This window comes from Pseudoalteromonas sp. AS84 (assembly GCF_038900255.1).
Lineage (GTDB): Bacteria > Pseudomonadota > Gammaproteobacteria > Enterobacterales > Alteromonadaceae > Pseudoalteromonas.
Genome location: NZ_JBBMQY010000021.1, coordinates 13,188 through 30,168 on the forward strand (window position 1 = coordinate 13,188; position 16,981 = coordinate 30,168).

The window sequence follows — 16,981 nt, forward strand, 5'->3', positions numbered from 1 at the left end:
GATGGTTTTGCGCTTAAAGCGATGCTATCATTGCTTAAAACAGAAGTATAGCCGTCTAAAAACAATTAACTTTACGCTCATTAGTGAGGAATGTATGCAAAACAATACCGCTATTTCACAACTTATTGAAGCCGGAAAATGGGTTAGCCAAAAAGGCTGGGTACCCGCAACAGGCGGAAACTTTTCAGCTCGTACTAGCACTGGCTTTGTTGTTACGGCAAGTGGGCACGATAAAGGCTCACTGACGCAAGAGCATTTTTTGCAATTAGACCACCAAGGCGAGCGCCTAAGTGGAGCTGTAAAACCATCGGCAGAAACACAATTACACCTAAGTTTGTATCAGCTTATCCCTGATGCACAGTGTGTTTTACATACTCATTCTGTAGCCGCCACCGTACTGTCGCAAATTACCCAAAGTCATCAGCTTGATTTAACAGGCTATGAAATGCAAAAAGCACTGAGCGGCTTTACTTCGCATTTAGAAACGCTGAGCATTCCTATTTTCGATAACGATCAAGATATTGACCGATTAAGCCTGCTGGTCAGTGACCATCATTTACATACACCTATAGAGCATGGCGTACTTATACGTGGTCATGGTTTATATGCAGTAGGACGCAATATTGATGAAGTTCGTCGCCACCTAGAAGCCTTAGAATTTTTATTTAGCTGCGAGCTAGAGCGCTTAAAAATAATAGGTATTCAAGCGGGAGTGACTAAATGATTAAAGCCATTTTAACCGATATTGAAGGCACAATTACCCGCATCTCGTTTGTTAAAGAGGTATTGTTTCCTTACGCGGCAAAACAGTTACCGACCTTTGTACGCGCCAATGCTAACAAGCCCGATGTAGCCGAGCAAATCAGTGCTGTAAAAGCGCTTATCGAAAAGCCAAACGCCGATATAGAGGAAATTATTAGCACCTTACTTACCTGGGTTGACGAAGATAAAAAAATCACTCCACTTAAGCAGTTACAAGGCTTAATTTGGCAAACTGGGTATGAACACGGCGATTTTAAAGGTCATTTATACCCAGATGCATTTGATTTTTTACAAGCTCAGTACAATAACGATATTGCTTTATATGTGTACTCGTCAGGGTCGGTAAAAGCGCAGCAGCTACTTTTTAAATACAGTGATTATGGCGACATTCGCAGCTTATTTACTGATTTTTTTGACACCAAAGTTGGCGCAAAACAAGAGCAAACAGCCTATAACACTATTGTTGAGTTGTTACCGTTTAAAGCAGCAGAAATACTCTTTTTAAGTGATGTAGCCGGCGAGCTTGATGCCGCACAAGCTGCGGGCTTAAAAACACTACATTTAATTCGTGATGGACAAGCAAGCACTAAAGCGCACCCTTATATTAATGACTTTAGCCAATTTACATTGGAGCAATTAGTATGAGCCAATTAACCGTGTATGCCGACAACAATGCAAACAAAGCACTCGTAAGCTCATCAAATGCTGATGATATTGCAAAGCAACTAGCTAAAGTAAACGTACGTTTTGAAAAGTGGCAAGCAAATGCAGAGATTAATGAGCACACTACTCATGAGCAAATTATTAGTGCGTACAAAAACGATATAGATCGGTTAAAAACCGAAAATGGCTATCAAACTGTAGACGTAATATCACTGGCTAAAGGAAACCCTACTGCATCAGAGCTGCGCAAAAAGTTTTTATTTGAACATACTCATAGTGAAGACGAAGTGCGTTTTTTTGTAAAAGGGCAAGGACTATTTTGCCTGCATTTAGGCAATAAGGTTTATCAGGTACTTTGCCAGCAAGGCGATTTAATTTCAGTGCCAGAGCTTACCCCGCATTGGTTTGATATGGGAAGCGACCCTGAGTTCACTGCCATTCGCTTATTTAACAATACAGAGGGCTGGGTAGCAAAAAGTACGGAGTCATCTATTGCCAAGCAATTTCCGTTATTATCGTAAGTTAGCCATTCATTCAAAACCTTGGTCCACACTAATAAACATAATGTGGACCAAAACATCGCAAAATTATTTAAGCTTTAAAAGTTCGCCACTTTCTACTTGGCTTTGGTTATAAACGCCAGTATCTAACACCCACCCTGTAACCAGCTTTGCTGGTGTTATATCAAATGCAGGATTATATACATTAGCATTAGTGGGTGCCCATAAAGCCTCGCCAAAGCTACCGCTAACTCCGCGTACCTCTTGAGGATTACGTTGCTCTATTTCTATATCATTGCCACAAATAGTGTTTGTATCAAGCGTAGTAACAGGCGCGACTACGTAAAATGGAATATTATGAAAATGCGCAAGTACAGCTAAATTATAGGTGCCCACTTTATTGGCAAAATCACCATTAGCGGCAATACGATCAGCCCCAACTACTATTTTATCTACCTTGCCTGCAGCCATTAAACTTGCCGCCATATTATCGCAAATTAGTGTGTAAGGTACTTGCCAGCGATCAAGCTCAAAAGCAGTTAAGCGACCGCCTTGTAATAAGGGTCGTGTTTCGTCAACCCACACATGTACGTTGCCATGTTTTTGCTGCGCTTTATAAATAACACCCAGTGCCGTACCAATACCCGCAGTTGCAAGCGCCCCAGTATTACAATGGGTTAATATGTTGTCGCCGCTATTTATTAGTTCAGCGCCACGGTTTGCCATTCGCTCGCACAGCGCTATATCTTCTACAAACAACTGCTCAGCAGTGGTAACAATACCGGTAACATAATCGCTTTGTGTTAAAGCTTTACGTAGTGCCGCCATACAATGCATTAAATTAACCGCCGTTGGGCGAGTGGCTTCTAGTTCGTTTATTGCTTTTTCAAGCTCGCTTTTAACTACCCCTTGCTCAGCTAAGTACGCCACTAACAAGCTCGCGCTTAAGCCAATAAGTGGAGCTCCACGCACTTTTAAGTTAATGATCAGATCTTTCATGGTTTCTACATCATGACACTGATGCCATACCTGCTGGTGAGGTAGTAAATACTGGTCGAGCACACTAAGCGACCCGTTTTCATATTTTAAACTGCTTGCGATTAAATTTTGCATAATGCTTAAGATATTAAAAATGCGTAACGTTATTTTACACCACTTTGAATAACTCTCAAGTTGGACTTGTAGACATCTAAACATTTAAAGGTATAGAATGCTTAAAAGCTGATTTTTGAGATTTAAACCATGACTAACTATGTTGCTTTTAATGCACAGCGCGCTATCGATTATGTGTCGACGTTAATTGAATCTAACCAATGTAATTTTTTTGCCCACGGACAAACCTTAACGGCGTACGAGTTTGGTGATGGCAATCTTAATTTAGTATTTAGAATTACTGATGAGCAAAATAATAGCGTTATTTTAAAGCAAGCTTTGCCTTACGCCCGTTGCGTGGGTGAGTCGTGGCCATTAACGCTTGATAGAGCTCGTATAGAAGCACAAGTTTTGCTTAATCATGGCGCTATTTGCCCAACTTATACAGCTAGGGTTTTACATTATAGTGAAATGCAAGCGCTCACTATTTTAGAAGATTTAGGTAATTTACAAATACTGCGTACTGCGCAAAATAATGCGGAACAATTTCCTAAATTGGCGCAGCATGTAGCTACCTACTTAAGTCATACTGGCTTTTATAATTCAGATTTTTATTTAACCGCACAAACTAAAAAAGCACTTGTTAGCCAATTTACTAATCCCGAGCTTTGCCAAATTACTGAAGACTTATTTTTTAGCGATCCGTACATTGAGCACGAACGCAATAACTACCCAAAGCAACTACAAAGCGAAGTTGATGCAATACAAAAAAACAGCGCATTAAAGTTAGAAATAGCAAAACTAAAAGCTAATTTTTTATCTAACCCGCAAACATTACTTCATGGTGATATGCATAGCGGCAGTATTTTTGTTGATTGTAATAATACAAAGATGATCGATCCTGAGTTTGGTTTTTTTGGTCCTATTGGGTTCGATATTGGCTCTTTTATTGGTAATTTACTTTTAAATTATTGTGCGCAATACGGGCGTATTGAAGATTTTTTGGCTCGTCGTAATTACCAAACTCATTTATTAAGCACTCTTGTTGAATGCTATACCTTATTTGAACAACATTGGCTTACGCTTATCAATGAGCACACTACTGAAGCTGCGCTAAAGGCTACAGGTTATAGTGAGTACTTTATGAAAAGCGTACTACAAGACACTATTGGTTATTGTGGTGCTGAATTAATTAGGCGCACCATAGGGCTCGCACATGTAACCGATATAGATAGCATTAGTGATGAGGCTGCGCGCCTTACAGTGCAAAAACAAACATTAGCGCTAGGCGAGCAACTTATTTTGAATGCCCAAACATGCGACAACAAAGACGCATTTTTTAGTTTATTAATAAGCCAATTAAACTAAAAAACATTAAAAAAGGCGCTATCAGCGCCTTTTCTATTATTAAAATTTACTTATAATTTTCATAAATTTTATCAAGCGGCTCCGATAAACCACTTTCTTGCACTATACGTACGTGCTCACGCCTCAATTCGCGTGCACTAGTCACACCACAAGAATGAGCTATAAGTCCCGCTCCGTAATGAATGTATTTATTATAGTTAGCTACTCGCTGCGCTTTATCAGCTACATTTAAACCGCGTTGCAAACGCTCGTTATGTGTAGTGATCCCCGTTGGACAGGTATCTTTATTACATTGCATTGCCTGAATACAGCCCAGTGCAAACATATGCCCTCGAGCCGACACAACAAAATCAGCACCCAGTGCCAATGCCCAAGCAACCTTGGAAGGAACAATTAATTTACCTGATGCGATTATTTTAATACGATCTCGCAGCCCATGCTTTTCAAGCATGTTAACTACCAGCGGTAAACTTTCACGTAGTGGTAAACCGACTGAGTCCATAAGCGGTTGTGGTGCCGCCCCCGTACCACCATCAGCACTATCTATGGTAATAAAATCAGGTGCAGACTCTATACCACGATGATTTATTTCAGCGAACAACGTTTCTAACCACCCGTAGGCACCAATTACCGCTTTAAAGCCTGTAGGCTTACCTGTCGCGTTACGTACCGTGGCAATCATATCTAGAATATCGGCTGGGTTTTTAATTTCAGGATGGCCATTGGGACTAATAGAGTCTTGCCCCTCTGGAATACCCCTAATTTTAGCTATTTCGGCATTAACTTTACGCCCTGGAAGCATTCCACCCTTACCTGGTTTAGCGCCTTGGCTCATTTTTAGTTCGAACATTTTGACTTGTTCGTGAGCCGCTATTTCTTTAAGTTTTTCGGTGCTTAAATTTCCATGCTCGTCTCGTGCACCATATTTAGCGGTACCAATTTGAAAAACAATATCGGCGCCCCCCTCCAAATGGTATGGGCTTAGCCCACCTTCACCGGTGTTCATCCAGCAACCTGCTAATTTAGCTCCTTTTGATAAAGCACGAACCGCAGGCTTTGAGAGCGCACCAAAGCTCATACCCGATACATTAAATAACGAATTAGTGGTGTAAGGTGTTTTACAGTATGGACCTAAAGTGACATTGCTCGGGTCGAGTGCTTCTTCATCTAAAGTCGGAAACGCACAGTTCATGAACATAACTGTACCTGTTACTTCTAAGCTTTGTGTTGAACCGAATGCAGCAGTACGGTCAACATCTTTAGCAGCGCGATAAACCCAGCTTCGCTCTGCGCGGTTAAATGGCATTTCCTCTCTATCTTGAGCAAAAAAGTATTGTCTAAAAAACTCACCTTGGCGTTCAAAAAAATACCGGAAACGACCAATTACAGGGTAATTACGCCTAATAGCATGCTTTGTTTGCGTTACATCTCGAATATAAAAAATAATAACAGTAAGCACAACGAACCCGAGCACAACTATAAACATACTTGCAAATATATCGATACTAAACATTATAAAATTGCTCATTTATGACCCTTGGTGATTTTTAAAATAATAGCTAATAAGTACTGACCGTTTTAATGAACTAAATGGCACATCATAATTATTAATCTGCTAGCTTAAAATAAATACAAGTACTTACCAGCAAACCTGTAACTTAAATAGCTAAAAAACAACTCAGTACCCACTTTAAAAAATTATACTTATTTACTTTCCAGCTTAACTGATTCCTTTTTAATATAAATGCGTACTTGCGTTTCAAGTACCGATAAAGGCACTGAACCATGACGTAATATTTGATGATGAAACTCACGAATATCAAAATCGTGCCCAAGTGCTTGCTCTGCTTCAGAGCGTAAACGTTTAATAGTTAATTCACCTATTTTGTACGAAAGCGCCTGTGCAGGCCATGTTATATAACGATCAGTTTCTGTTTTAACGTTATGCAGCGAAAGCGCTGTATTTTCACTCATAAAATTCATGGCACGCTCTCTGCTCCAGCCATACATATGCATACCCGTATCAACAACTAAACGGGCTGCTCGCCACATTTCATAGGTCAAGCGACCAAAACGGCTATATGGGTCTTGGTAAAAGCCTGCTTCTAAACCTAAATACTCAGAGTAAAGCCCCCAACCTTCGCCAAATGCCGAAAGGTAAGCATCACGACGATAACTCGGCAAATTTTCAAGCTCAGCATTGAGTGAGATTTGCAAATGATGACCTGGCACGGCTTCGTGCAAAGTTAATGCCTCTAAAACATACAAAGGGCGCTTATCTAAAGCGTAAGTATTTACCCAGTAATACCCTGCTTCATCATCTCGATTAGAACCAGAATATCGACCTGTTGTGTATTTAGGGGCAATGCTGGCTGGCACGGGTGCTACGCCATAAGGTTTACGCGGTAAGGTATGAAATAACTTAGGCAGTTGTGCATCCATTTTTTTAGCAATATAAGAGGCTTCTTTTAAAAGCTGCTCTGGTGTCGTAGCGTAAAATTGTGGATCAGTGCGTAAAAAGTGAATAAATTCGGCAAACGTGCCTTTAAAACCTACTTCTGTTATTACGTCTTCCATTTCACTGCGGATTCGAGCAACCTCTTTCAATCCAAGTTCGTGAATCTCTTTAGGTGTCATATCGGTAGTGGTGTAATACTTAGCTCTGTTTTTATAAAATGCCTCGCCATTAGGCGTCTCTGATATGCCAATACTTGTGCGTGCACTAGGTCGATACTGCTGCGTAAAAAACGCTAAGTAATTCTTATAAGACTGTATAACATCGTCTTTTATAATGTTTTTAGCTTTTTGTTGTAACGCTTTAAATTTATCGTCACTCAAACCTGCTGTATTAGTTAAAAAAGGTTTATAAAACTCAGATGTAGTTACATCGTCAACAATGTAAGCATTAATTGAGTCTTCATAACCCTCTAACACTGCTTTAGGTTGGGTAAGGCCTGTTTCGATCCCTTTTTTCATCCAATAGATGTTTTGTTCAAAAAAGCGTGGGACTTGCGTTAATCGAGTCAAATATACTTGGTAGTCTTGCTGATTTTTATATTGAGAGCTGTTTACTATGTACGATAAACCAGAATGAAAACCATATTCTGAGGTAAGCGGCATATAGTGCGCATTAAATACATATTCATCAACACTGTTTTGTACTTGAGCTCGAATAATATTGAAGTTTATTTGATTTTCATCACTTAACTTTGCAATATTAACTGCGTCTAGCTCAGCAAGTAGACTCGCTTTATTTTTATATTCTTGTGCTAAAAATTTGGGCGATAAATTTGGTAATAAATAACCTTCAACTCCCTCTAAATTGCTATAAGGATTAGTACTTTGCCTATAATCGACAATACTTTTTGCTACTTGTGTAAATTGTTTATTGGCATTTGGTGTTGTTATTTGGCATGCACTCAATGAACATAAAATTGTGATGCCAAATAAAGATTGGCGAAGTGGCTTAACTAAAAAGTGATTCATTATAATGTAACTTAGCAGTGTTATTAATTTCATAAAACTATCGCAGGCTAAATAAATAGCAAGTAAATGAGACCAACTTTAATAAATAAACCTTACTAAAAACAAGTGTATTAACCTAAGAAACGACTCTAACATTGCCAATAGCAAGCTTAATTGATGAGAAAAACAGCTATCAAGCCGCTAAAGTAAAATTTAAGTTCCCTAACTTCTGTTTTTACTTTTAAATGGCGCACATAACGATTACTGTAGTAAAAAATAATAAAAAGCTCGGACGCATAACCGCCTCATGGAATGAGATATTCGAATTTGCACTTATGCGTACTTAGTTGGTATTTAAAAAATGATGTTCCATGATTCCATGGCTATTGCACAAGAAAAAATGACCAAAGTGTGTGTTTTTTTAGAGCGTTATGCGCTCCCACCTACGCCGCTGAATTATCAAGTTATTTATACTTATACCAGTCAAACTAATCTCAAGCTAAATAAAGCTTTAGATCGTGCTATTGCTGTTGAAGATAATATAGATAGCGTTTTAATTGAACAGCTACATTCTGAGTTTTTAAATACCGGCCACTTAGCTCAAGTCAACATGATTCAAAACGTTGATGGTGTTATAAATTCACTTTCTCAAAACTCTCATGCTACTGAGAAGCAAATAGTTCGTTTTGCGGGTCAAGTAAGCGAGTGCGTACATTCGCTTAATGAGAACAACATAGAACAAAGCCGTCAAGCGCTTGAAGTACTCCATAATCAAACCGCCGAATTACTCAACCAACATAAGCAATTTAAGCAAGAACTCAGTAAAGCTAAACAACTACACGAAAAAACACAAAAGCAACTTACTCAGCTTCGTAAACAACATATTATTGATAGTCAAACAGGGCTTTATAAGCGCCATTATTTAACGCAACAAACGCAAGTGTGGACTAATCAACAAAAGTCTATTTGCGCAATAGCGATTCAAATAGACAACCTTGATCATTTTACTGAAAATTATGGTGATATTATTGGTGAAGTCATTTTGAATAAAGTAGCTAAGCAAGTTCAAAAATATGTTTTTCAAAGTGGCTTACCTGGTCGCACAGCTAAAGATCAATTTACTGTTTTGCTCGCCGACATCGATCCAGATACGGCCAATGTAATAGCCGAGAAAGTACGAAATGGTGTCGAAAAGCTGCGCTTTGTTAGTTCAAAAACAGGGATTAAACTACCTAGTATTGGCTTATCACTAGGAATTGCTCAGCATCAACAAGAAGATGATTTTAATCAGCTAGCTAAAAAAGCATCTCATGCGGCTTATAAAGCACGTTCATTAGGGCAAAGTAGTTACACTGCAGGGCAATAAATTACCTGATAAATCATATTCAAATTGCACCTACTGTGTACAATAAAGTACACTAACCTCTATTGTCACGATAGAGATTAGTCATGAACGAAACCGAACAAAAGACCACGCATTTTGGTTATAAAACAGTAGCCGAGAACGATAAAGCTTCTATGGTTGCTGATGTATTTCACTCAGTAGCTGCAAAATACGATGTAATGAATGATTTAATGTCTTTTGGTGTGCATCGTTTATGGAAACGTCAAACTATTGCAAGCTCAGGTGTTCGTAAAGGCCATCATGTACTCGATTTAGCCGGCGGCACTGGCGATTTAACGGCAAAGTTTAGTCAATTAGTGGGCGAAACGGGTCAAGTTGTTTTAGGTGATATAAACTCATCTATGCTTAAAGTTGGTCGTGAAAAACTACATAATCTTGGGTTAGTTGGCAATATCGACTACGTACAAATGAATGCAGAAATGCTGCCGTTCCCAGATAATAGCTTTGATGTGATCACTATTGCCTTTGGCTTACGTAACGTTACCGATAAAGACAAAGCATTGCGCTCTATGTACCGTATTTTAAAGCCAGGTGGTCGTTTACTTGTTTTAGAGTTTTCAAAACCAGAGCATGACGTACTTAGTAAAGCTTACGATTTTTACTCATTTAATTTATTGCCTACAATGGGTAAGCTAGTTGCTAACGACAGTGAATCGTATAAGTATTTAGCTGAATCTATTCGCATGCATCCAGATCAAGACACGCTAAAAGCGATGATGGAAGATGCAGGCTTTGAGCAAACAACATACCAAAACCTCACAGGCGGAATTGTTGCGCTGCATCGTGGTTTTAAATATTAAGGCTTGCGGTTATGGCACTTGAGAAAATAACAAAAAATAATAATGATGCAATGGCATCTGAATTTTTTATGTTACCTAATTTTGTGCTTTCGCTTATTGAGCGTGTACTAAATCAAGCTCTCAGCCTTGACCCACAATTGTCTCAAAAACTAAGCGCAGTTAAACATCAGCGCTTAGTGGTTGAAGTAAGAGATTGGCAACAAAGTATCCAACTTGTTTATAGCGCTGAGCAATTGCACTTATACAGTGCTCAAAGTAACGAAAACGCAGATTGTATGATCAGCGCAGATATAGACACGCTTTTAGCACTTAAAAACCCAGCTATGCTTACCCAGTTAATTCGCCAAGATAAGCTCGACTTACAAGGCGATTTAAATATTGCGCAAACTTATAGTAATGCGTTTTCAGGCATTGATATTGATTGGCCTGAACAGCTTTCTAAATACATTGGCGATACCCCCGCTCAGCAGTTATATCTACACCTAAAAAAACTAAAACAAAAGAGCAGCAAAACCAATACTAAAATAAGTACCATGCTTACAAGTTTATGCCAAGACGAGCTCTCAATTACTATTCACCCATTAGAACTTGAGCAATTTAAACAAAAAAATAGAGAACTCAAAGGCCAAGTAGCTGCTGTTGAGCAGCGTATAAATACCCTGTTAAACTCTTTTTTACCTTCAAACACCCGCTAAGGATTTTTTGTGTCGACTGCACGTTTGTATAACATCACCAAAACTTTACTTCGCTATGGGCTAGACGAGCTAATTCCTAAACATAAGATCCCTTGGTTTGGTAAAGTAGCTCGTGGCAGTTTGTTTTGGCTGCGTAATCAGCACAAAGAAAAACCTGCAGGACTACGTTTACGTTTGGCACTACAAGAGCTTGGCCCTGTTTGGATTAAGTTTGGCCAAATGCTCTCTACTCGTCGTGACTTACTCCCTCATGATATCGCTTTAGAGCTTGCCTTTTTACAAGATCAAGTTCAGCCATTTGAAGGCGAGCTTGCACAAAAAATCATAGAAAAAGCGCTAGAAATTAACGATATAAGTGAATTGTTTAGTGAGTTTTCACAAACACCTCTAGCCTCTGCATCTATAGCGCAAGTGCATACAGCAAAGCTTATTGATGAGCAAAGCATTGAGCAAGATGTAGTAATTAAGGTTATTAGACCAAATATTTACGAGCAAATTAATGCCGATTTAGCGTTAATGGAAAAGCTCGCTAAGGTACTTGCAAAAGTCCATAACGAATCAAAACGTCTACGCCCCGTTGAAGTAGTTAAAGAATATAAAAAAACACTCCTAGACGAGCTCGACTTAATGCGCGAAGGTGCCAATGGCATTCAACTTAAGCGCAACTTTGAAGGCTCTGAATCATTGTATATTCCTGCAGTTTACAGTGATTATAGCCGTAGTAATGTCCTAGTAATGGAGCGTATTTACGGTATACCCGTCTCTGATACCGATTCACTTCTGGCGCAAAACACGAATATGAAATTACTTGCTGAGCGCGGCGTAGAAGTGTTTTTTACGCAAGTGTTTAGAGACAGCTTTTTTCATGCCGACATGCATCCGGGTAATATATTCGTCTCTCGCGAGCATCCTGAAAATCCAATGTATATCGGTATTGACTGCGGTATTGTTGGTACTTTGAGCAAAGAAGACAAACGTTATCTAGCTGAAAACTTTATTGCCTTTTTTAATCGTGATTATCGCCAAGTTGCACAGCTACACGTTGATTCTGGCTGGGTACCACACGATACCAGTATTGAAGAATTTGAATTTGCGATTCGCACAGTGTGCGAGCCTATATTCAATAAACCGCTTGCTGAAATTTCATTTGGTCACGTGCTCGTAAATCTATTTAATACCGCACGTCGTTTTAACATGCAGGTTCAACCGCAATTAGTATTACTGCAAAAGACCTTATTATACGTTGAAGGATTAGGGCGTCAGCTATATCCACAACTCGACTTATGGAAAACAGCTAAACCCTTTTTAGAAGATTGGGTTAAGCAGCAAGTTGGACCGCTATCAGTACTGAAGCAAATGTATGCTAACTTGCCATTTTGGGCTGAAAAAATGCCTGAACTACCTGATCTAATTTACCAGAATTTAAAGCGTGCACCACACGCTCATAAACCTCAAGAACAAAAGGTATCTCATAAACCTTTAATATTGAGTTTATTTGGTAGTGCTACAATGATTATGGCAACACTTTGTTATTTACAGCACGATTTAATAGCTGCAGGTATTACTATAAGCTTATCGGCTATTAGTTTTATAACAGCATGGCGCAACGCATAAACTGAGTGCTATTTGCGCTATTGGGCGTATAATTAGTATTTAAAATATACATTTAACCGTTTATATATTGGAGAAAACCATGGGTTTTGGTGGTATTAGTATTTGGCAATTATTAATTGTTTTAGCGATCATAGTTTTACTTTTCGGTACAAAAAAACTACGCGGTATGGGTGGTGATATTGGAGGCGCTGTTAAAGGCTTTAAAAAAGCAATGTCAGACGACACAGCGAGTGAACAAGAAAAGTCAGAGCAAATTCAACAATCAGAAAAAAGCACCGTTGACGGCTCAACCAATACTGAAAAAAACAAAGATAGCAATAAGGTTTAATTAGTATGGGGATGTGGGAACTTGTTGTTATTTTTATTGTTGGCTTAGTAGTGCTTGGCCCAGAACGCTTACCTGTTGCTATTAGAACAGTAAGTAAATGGGTTAAAACAGCTAAGTCACTTGCCAACTCGGTAAAAGCCGAAGTAAGTGAGGAACTGCGTATTCACGAACTTCACGAAAACCTTAAAAAAGCAGAACAACAAGAACTAAAAGATTTAAGCCCTGAGTTACAAAGTTCATTAACAGAGTTACAAAAAGCGGCTGAGTCAGTTACTCACAGCTACAAGAAAAAACAACCTGATACATCAAATAACCAACAACTTGATGAAAAAAAGTGAAATTTATCTCTCACTTTGTGGTCAACTTATTACATGGTATAAAAAATAATGGCTGAGGAAGTAAAATCGGGATTTGTAGCTCATTTAATTGAGTTGCGTGATCGGCTAATAAAAGCACTATTGAGCATTTTCATTATTTTTATTGCCATAGTATATTTTGCGAATGACATTTATGCCTTTGTTGCACAGCCGTTAGTTTCGCATTTGCCAAGTACTGCAACTATGATTGCAACCGACGTTACTGCCCCCTTTTTTGCACCTTTCAAACTAACTTTATTTGTCGCTTTATTTGCGTCAATTCCGTGGATATTGCATCAAATTTGGGGGTTTATAGCACCGGGTTTATATCAGCATGAAAAGAAAATGCTCATGCCTATTCTCGCTTCAAGTATAGTATTATTTTATGGCGGTATAGCCTTTTGTTATTTTGTAGTTCTGCCAATTATTTTAGGCTTTTTTACAAGTACTGGTCCAGAGATGATGACTCTTGCGCCCGACATAAGTAGCTATTTAGGGTTTGTATTAAAACTGTTTTTTGCATTTGGTGTCGCTTTCGAAATTCCTGTGGCAATTATGCTGCTATGTTGGAGTGGTGCAACAACAACAAAAAGCTTAAAAGAAAAGCGCCCATATATTGTCGTAGGCGTTTTTGTAGTGGCGATGTTTTTAACACCGCCCGATGTGTTATCACAAACTTTACTAGCATTTCCGATGCTTCTTTTGTTTGAGCTAGGCCTAATTTTAGCAAAATTCTATACCGCTAAACCACAAAAAGAATCTGAGGAATAAAATGAAAAAACAACTACTCTCACTATTGGTTTTATTAAGTGCGCCTACTTTTGCTGCGCAAACACAATTTAATACTCAAGCGTTACAAGCATGTAGCTTTATTGAAAATGACTTTAACCGATTACTTTGCTATGACAATACAGTTGCTGGTAAATCACTAACAAAGCCAACAGTAACAAAAACGCTTACTCCACCAACGGCTAACAATGTACCTCAAGTCGTAGCTGCTGCACCAATTCAAGCAAAGGCAAAAGCTGACGATTTTGGCTTAGAGTACAAAGAATCACAGGTAGAAAAAGAGACTGAAATTAAAGCTATGGTTACTTCAGTTAAAGAAGCCGCTTATGGCGAGTTAATTATCTCTCTAGATAACGGCCAACAATGGCGTCAAATTGGCTCTGACAGCATGCGTTTAAAAGAAAACGATACAATTGTAATTAGCCGTGGTGCATTCAACTCTTTTTTACTGAAACAAGACGGTAAAAACCGCTCTATTCGCGTTAAACGTACTAAATAATGTCATATACGTTAATTGATGCTGGGGTTAACTTAGCCAATCATCAATTTAATGACCAGCATCGTGATGTAGTTACCCGCGCAAGCGAAGCCGGTGTTACAAATATGCTTATTATAGGTTGTGATATTGCAAGCAGTCAGCAATCACTTGAACTTGCAATAAAACATCTTCAATATTCTACAGCGGGTATACACCCACATGATGCTAAGTCGGCGACGGATGAATTAGAAGCACAATTAACTGCACTTGCAAACAATAAGCAAGTTATAGCGATTGGTGAGTGCGGCCTTGATTATAACCGTGACTTTTCACCTCGCGATGTACAGCGTAGCGTTTTTAGACGCCACCTAACGCTTGCCGAAAAATTAGATTTACCGGTTTACTTACATGAACGTGATGCAAGTGACGATATGTTAAGTATTCTAAAAGAGTTTAATATTCGCGGTGTACTTCATTGTTTTACGGGTAACTCTGTAGCCCTTAAGCAATATCTAGATTTAGGTCTGTATATTGGTATAACAGGTTGGGTATGTGATGAAAGGCGTGGCAAAGAATTACAACAGCTAGTACCTAGTATTCCTCTAGATCGATTATTAATAGAAACTGATGCACCATTTTTAATTCCACGAACAGTTAAGCCAAAACCTAAATCGCGTAAAAATGAACCCGCTCTGCTCCCTTATATTTGCCAAACAGTTGCGCAACTTTATCAAACAGATGAAGAATTAATAGCCCGAAAAACAACAGAAAACTTTTACAATGTTTTTGGTTTAAAGAGCTGCTAATGGCGTGCGCAAAGGCATTACTAAGTCTATTAATGCTTCTTTGCACTTTTTATTCATTTGCAAACCCGGTAATAATAAAACACGATTTCAACTCTCAAAACATCAATAACCTGTATTACTCTTTTGAACCAACGTCGCTATTACATGCACAACAAAGTAGCAAGGTAGACTGGCAAAAAACCTTAGGCAAACCTCTTAACCTAGGTCTTGAGCAACGTTCTGTATGGGTGAAATTTAAAATAAAAAACACGCTTAGTTATAATACCGAACAACTGTTGTCGCTAAACAACCCTCTGCTAAACGACGTTCAAGTATATCAGTTACATAACTCGCAATTACTTTCTTACACCCAAATTGGCGATGCATACCCCCTTGATAAGCGTGCGATCAGAAGTGAATCTTTATTAGTTAAACTAATTAGCCCTGCAAATAGCGAAACGATTATTATACTGAAGGTGATGAATAGCTCAGGCTTGCGAGTCCCTTTAACTTTGTGGCAACCAGAAGCTTATTTAGCGCATAAAGGTAAACTTAATTTACTCTATGGCTTATTGATTGGTTTTATATTTTCTTTAGGTGTGAGCTGCTTAGTTTTATATGGTTTTTCGCGTAAACGTTATTTTATTTGTGCTGGTTTAATCACACTCACATTGGGGGGGGTCTTAGCCTACCTTTGTGGCTTTGGCTTAAGATATATTCACCCTAATTTGCCGGCATTACAGCAAGTTATGATCCCTATACTACTTATGCTTATTACTTTAATGTTTTTGCCTTTGCAAAAGAAAATTTGCCATCCAAAGCCCTCTTTTTTATTAACGGTTCAAAAGGTAGTGGTTAACGTATTAGGTGTCTCGTTATTATTTATTTGGTTATTTCCAAACCATATAGTGACACTATTTTGCTTAACGGCTACCCCAATCGCTTTAGGCTTTTATATTGCAACTACATTTACGTGCATGCGTTTAGCGCCTTCTAAACCTAATAAAGCGCTATTGCTCGTATTAGTTTTTTTCTTGGTGGTAATGCTTTATTTTATTGTGGCAGTAATGGGGCTATACGCCTTTAGCAGAAGTACATTAGCATTTGTATTTGCATGCTTTTTTAGCTGCACTTTCTGTCTATGTTACAGTGTAATGAAGCTATTTATTTTACAACGCGATGAAGAAGTAATAGCTCAGCAAACCTTGATTGCTGAAAATGCAGCCCAAGATACACTGCTTAAAGAGCGCTTAAAGTTACAAGAAAAAACGCGTCAAGAACTCGAATCACAAGTCGACGAACGCACCTTTGAATTACAAGTTACACTTAGAGAACTTGAAGAAAAAAATCGTTCACTTGAGTTACTCAATACCGAAGACGCTTTAACCGGAATAAAAAACAGACGTTTTTTTGATAAGAAACTCGTCATGGAACTTCGTCGGTCTCGCCGAGAGCAAACACCACTTAGCATTATTATGCTTGATATAGACCGGTTCAAAAGCATTAATGATACGTACGGACACATAATTGGCGATCAAGTTATTAAAGCTGTATCTGACCTAATAAAAGATCATTTAAAGCGCCCACTAGATGAAGTTGCCCGCTACGGCGGTGAGGAATTTGTGGTGCTATTACCTAATACCCCCAATGAAGGCGCACAAGACATAGCTGAAAAAATACGAGCAGCTATCTCAGCCAGTACAGTAACGGTTGCCAATAATGATATTCAATTTACAATTAGCGCTGGTGTATACACCAGCATTGCTGATGATGTTAGCAATCCTCAAATTTTTACTGAGTGCGCCGACAAAGCACTTTATTACGCAAAGCAACATGGCCGTAATCAAGTAATTACTTTTCCATTACCACAGTAGGAGCATA

17 protein-coding genes are annotated in these 16,981 nt (G+C 38.7%); 14 read left to right on the plus strand and 3 right to left on the minus strand.

What is annotated here, in order from left to right:
* Positions 1 to 94 precede the first annotated feature (94 nt).
* Genes WNY79_RS17255 through WNY79_RS17265 form a run of 3 tightly spaced genes read left to right on the plus strand, consistent with a single transcriptional unit; the run spans position 95 to position 1,946 of the window.
* Positions 95 to 724 carry a methylthioribulose 1-phosphate dehydratase gene (locus WNY79_RS17255; RefSeq protein ID WP_024599724.1) on the plus strand — a complete coding sequence of 210 codons (630 nt, stop codon included), beginning with the start codon at positions 95 to 97 and terminating at the stop codon, positions 722 to 724.
* Positions 721 to 1,407: an acireductone synthase gene (mtnC, locus tag WNY79_RS17260; RefSeq protein ID WP_342876477.1), complete on the plus strand. Its 687-nt coding sequence runs from the start codon at positions 721 to 723 to the stop codon at positions 1,405 to 1,407. The genes WNY79_RS17255 and mtnC overlap by 4 nt, the downstream gene beginning before the upstream one ends.
* The gene (locus tag WNY79_RS17265) at positions 1,404 to 1,946 is read left to right on the plus strand and encodes an acireductone dioxygenase (protein WP_197186238.1); all 543 of its coding nucleotides are present in this window, start codon (positions 1,404 to 1,406) and stop codon (positions 1,944 to 1,946) included. Before mtnC ends, WNY79_RS17265 begins: the two co-directional genes overlap by 4 nt.
* A gap of 66 nt (positions 1,947 to 2,012) precedes the next feature.
* Here the strand turns inward: WNY79_RS17265 and mtnA are convergent, their stop codons facing one another.
* Positions 2,013 to 3,038 carry an S-methyl-5-thioribose-1-phosphate isomerase gene (gene mtnA, locus WNY79_RS17270; protein WP_342876478.1) on the minus strand — a complete coding sequence of 342 codons (1,026 nt, stop codon included), beginning with the start codon at positions 3,036 to 3,038 and terminating at the stop codon, positions 2,013 to 2,015.
* 129 nt (positions 3,039 to 3,167) lie between these two features.
* Here mtnA and mtnK point away from each other — a divergent pair, with 129 nt between their 5' ends.
* Positions 3,168 to 4,385, plus strand: a complete 1,218-nt coding sequence (gene mtnK / locus WNY79_RS17275) for an S-methyl-5-thioribose kinase (protein ID WP_342876479.1) — start codon at positions 3,168 to 3,170, stop codon at positions 4,383 to 4,385.
* A 46-nt stretch (positions 4,386 to 4,431) separates the two neighbouring features.
* On the opposite strand, the gene WNY79_RS17280 is transcribed toward mtnK, so the two are convergent.
* Together WNY79_RS17280 and WNY79_RS17285 are read right to left on the minus strand one after the other, a co-directional pair.
* Positions 4,432 to 5,913, minus strand: a complete 1,482-nt coding sequence (locus WNY79_RS17280) for an FMN-binding glutamate synthase family protein (RefSeq protein WP_024599719.1) — start codon at positions 5,911 to 5,913, stop codon at positions 4,432 to 4,434.
* A gap of 176 nt (positions 5,914 to 6,089) precedes the next feature.
* Positions 6,090 to 7,871: a DUF885 domain-containing protein gene (locus tag WNY79_RS17285; protein WP_342876480.1), complete on the minus strand. Its 1,782-nt coding sequence runs from the start codon at positions 7,869 to 7,871 to the stop codon at positions 6,090 to 6,092.
* Positions 7,872 to 8,229: 358 nt separating this feature from the next.
* Between WNY79_RS17285 and WNY79_RS17290 the strand changes: the two genes are divergently transcribed.
* The 10 genes from WNY79_RS17290 to WNY79_RS17335 all read left to right on the plus strand — a co-directional run bounded on the left by WNY79_RS17290 (position 8,230) and on the right by WNY79_RS17335 (position 16,974).
* On the plus strand, positions 8,230 to 9,216 hold the full coding sequence (locus WNY79_RS17290) for a GGDEF domain-containing protein (RefSeq protein ID WP_024599717.1): 987 nt from the start codon (positions 8,230 to 8,232) through the stop codon (positions 9,214 to 9,216).
* A gap of 83 nt (positions 9,217 to 9,299) precedes the next feature.
* Complete coding sequence (ubiE, locus tag WNY79_RS17295; protein WP_024589468.1) at positions 9,300 to 10,055, plus strand: bifunctional demethylmenaquinone methyltransferase/2-methoxy-6-polyprenyl-1,4-benzoquinol methylase UbiE; 756 nt, start codon at positions 9,300 to 9,302, stop codon at positions 10,053 to 10,055.
* An 11-nt stretch (positions 10,056 to 10,066) separates the two neighbouring features.
* A complete protein-coding gene (locus WNY79_RS17300; protein WP_294119097.1) occupies positions 10,067 to 10,750 on the plus strand; it encodes an SCP2 sterol-binding domain-containing protein in 684 nt (227 codons plus the stop codon).
* A gap of 9 nt (positions 10,751 to 10,759) precedes the next feature.
* Positions 10,760 to 12,364: a ubiquinone biosynthesis regulatory protein kinase UbiB gene (gene ubiB, locus WNY79_RS17305; RefSeq protein WP_197186242.1), complete on the plus strand. Its 1,605-nt coding sequence runs from the start codon at positions 10,760 to 10,762 to the stop codon at positions 12,362 to 12,364.
* 79 nt (positions 12,365 to 12,443) lie between these two features.
* Positions 12,444 to 12,692, plus strand: a complete 249-nt coding sequence (gene tatA, locus WNY79_RS17310) for a Sec-independent protein translocase subunit TatA (RefSeq protein WP_024599714.1) — start codon at positions 12,444 to 12,446, stop codon at positions 12,690 to 12,692.
* A gap of 5 nt (positions 12,693 to 12,697) precedes the next feature.
* Complete coding sequence (gene tatB, locus WNY79_RS17315; RefSeq protein WP_024599713.1) at positions 12,698 to 13,030, plus strand: Sec-independent protein translocase protein TatB; 333 nt, start codon at positions 12,698 to 12,700, stop codon at positions 13,028 to 13,030.
* A gap of 48 nt (positions 13,031 to 13,078) precedes the next feature.
* Complete coding sequence (gene tatC, locus WNY79_RS17320; RefSeq protein WP_024599712.1) at positions 13,079 to 13,819, plus strand: twin-arginine translocase subunit TatC; 741 nt, start codon at positions 13,079 to 13,081, stop codon at positions 13,817 to 13,819.
* Position 13,820: 1 nt separating this feature from the next.
* Positions 13,821 to 14,336, plus strand: coding sequence for a hypothetical protein (locus WNY79_RS17325; RefSeq protein WP_024599711.1), 516 nt, complete (start codon positions 13,821 to 13,823; stop codon positions 14,334 to 14,336).
* Positions 14,336 to 15,121: a TatD family hydrolase gene (locus WNY79_RS17330; protein ID WP_170072780.1), complete on the plus strand. Its 786-nt coding sequence runs from the start codon at positions 14,336 to 14,338 to the stop codon at positions 15,119 to 15,121. The genes WNY79_RS17325 and WNY79_RS17330 overlap by 1 nt, the downstream gene beginning before the upstream one ends.
* Positions 15,121 to 16,974 carry a diguanylate cyclase gene (locus WNY79_RS17335; RefSeq protein WP_342876481.1) on the plus strand — a complete coding sequence of 618 codons (1,854 nt, stop codon included), beginning with the start codon at positions 15,121 to 15,123 and terminating at the stop codon, positions 16,972 to 16,974. The genes WNY79_RS17330 and WNY79_RS17335 overlap by 1 nt, the downstream gene beginning before the upstream one ends.
* The last annotated feature ends 7 nt before the right edge of the window (positions 16,975 to 16,981 follow it).